The following is a 2,326-nucleotide window of genomic DNA, read 5'->3' on the forward strand; positions in this document are numbered from 1 at the left end:
TCGAAGCTAGCGCAGCGATGCAGAGACAGGAGCAGCCTTTTTGCCGAAGAGCCGGGCTGCTGGAGTTAGACATAATAACACAAAAAAGCAATCCGCCATCATTATGGTTTGGATTGCTTTTTCTAAGTTTTGTTTATGTAGTTTTGCATAACTGCCTCCAATTTCTTATAGGAATGTCATTAAGAAAACAATACCGGTCAAAATTGAAGCTCCGCCTATTCCGTATATAAAATCTGATTGGCTGAATACTAAATCTTTTTCCATTTTATAGAACCCCTTTCAAATGTTAGTAATTTTGTTTGTTACAAATTAATTACCCGGGACGAAGAATAATAAACATGTTTTGTGAAATTTGTTTAAGGGAATCCTATTCTATGAAACTATTTTTTCTCTTCGTCGTATCGTTAAGTGGAATAGCTACAGATTATAAGGAGGCGGAATTATGGACAATAACAGAATCAGCAGAACAGGGGAAAGAATCCTTGGCATCATCGGAATTGTCTTTAACGTAATTGGAATCATTTTATTGGCGTGGCTTATCACAAGCATCAGCAGTTTGGAAGGGACGCCCGAATTCGAGCAGTTCCAGCAGGAAATTATGAACGATCCTGCATTTGAAGGGAACCCGCAGGAAGCCCAGATGATCGTTGACTTTATCATGGACACTGTCGGTGTATTCGGTTGGGCCATCGTGGCCATGCTCGTGCTCAGCACAATTCTGGCAGTCGTGGCTGTCATTAACCTGAAGAGAACAGGAGGCGCGAATCTGGCGGGTATATTCTTTATCCTTGCCGGATTGCTTGCCGGAGTGCTGTCGCTGACATCGATTCTGTTTTATATTGCAGCCATCATGTGCTTCGTGCGCAAACCGCCGATGCGTGAAGATGAACTGTACAGAAAAGAAGATCCGGTTTACCACGGGGACACTGTCCGCAGAGGGAGCGATCCGATCGACCGTCAGGACGGAGCTCCGAGAACAAGAACAGATGACATGCTCCGCAAAGAAGATACACGGCGCAGCGATGACGATACACCTTACCGTCCGCTGTAAGTAAGAAGAGCGGAAGCGCCCGTTCAGAGCTGGGCCGCTGGAGTCTGGACAGGATAAAACAAAAAGCACCTGCTCACAGAGTAAGCCGTTCGGTTTTGAATCGCAAAAACGTAAATAATCACCCAAAAAGGCTATCTATTAGACCCTATTTGAACACAGCTTTATAACATCAAATAGCACCCCAATTCGCAAAGGTTTTCAAAAACCTATTTCGCGGATCGGCGGTGCTATTTTTTTCTTCTCTTTTTCTCGCCTTTTTGTTCTTTTTCATTATGATTATTCAAATTGAAAGACTTTTTTGAATATGGATGGTGGGAGATGGATAGACAAGACATAAAAAAAATTGAAAATCATATGAACATTGTAATGAAAAATTTAAAAAACAGCGAAAACTTAAGAGTTAAGAATAAAATAAAAAAGGATTTAATCAATAACTATGATTTGAAGATTTTAGAAGAGTTGAAATCCATTTTTTTAATTAGGGATCAGTACAATAAAGAAGGACTTGTAGGGAATGAAAAAGTAATAATGAATGAAATTTTTTTTAGATACACCAAGACCGAAAAATATGGAACGGAAAAAACCTATAATCACCGAAGTAAAATGATGTATATTATTTCAATGGTCGATTTTTTTCAAAGAAAGTCATTTAACGAAGACACGGAAATATTTAAAAATTTCCAACCAGAAATTGGAGAAATATATTATGCGAATTTATTATTAGGTTTCGACAATGAACTTAGCTTTTCGCACCCCGTTTTAATACTAGAGAAAGATCAATTAAACAAAAAAGTATTCTGTGTCCCTTTAAAGTCGCCGAAATATATGAAAGATGAATTCGGAAAAATGAAGCCAGTTGTAAACAAAGACACACAATTTTTACTGAAAAGGATCTATTCCGACTTGAAAAAGAAAGATTCATTGGTATTGCTAAATGAGCCACAAACGTTAAGTTATTATAGATTGTGCGAACCGAATAGAGCTGGGTATGTTCTAGATAAAAGTAAAAAAAATTTTAATAAAAGGAAGGAGATGTTTTTCGCAATCAAAAATAAGGTCTTTGGATTTACCAACCCTAAGCAAGAAGTTGAAATAATTAAACTAAAAGACGAAGTGGAGAAGCTAAATAAAGAGTTAAGTTCATTAAAGGAAGATAGAAGAAAAAATAATTGAATTATTTTGTTGACTTCGAAGAATTTTAGACTACTATATAGGTATGAAAGACTTGACCGACTTAATATGCAAGACCCAGTGTGTTTTTAGGCGTAAGGCCGA

At 37.5% G+C, this 2,326-nt stretch carries 2 protein-coding genes; both read left to right on the forward strand.

The features are described from left to right. Positions 1-442: 442 nt before the first annotated feature. Complete coding sequence (locus KW93_RS13010) at positions 443-1,051, forward strand: DUF4064 domain-containing protein (RefSeq protein ID WP_033543464.1); 609 nt, start codon at positions 443-445, stop codon at positions 1,049-1,051. Positions 1,052-1,369: 318 nt separating this feature from the next. Continuing rightward, complete coding sequence (locus KW93_RS13015) at positions 1,370-2,224, forward strand: hypothetical protein (protein WP_033543465.1); 855 nt, start codon at positions 1,370-1,372, stop codon at positions 2,222-2,224. Positions 2,225-2,326: the final 102 nt, after the last annotated feature.

Origin of the sequence: Planococcus sp. CAU13 (assembly GCF_000775575.1) — a bacterium.
Lineage (GTDB): Bacteria > Bacillota > Bacilli > Bacillales_A > Planococcaceae > Planococcus.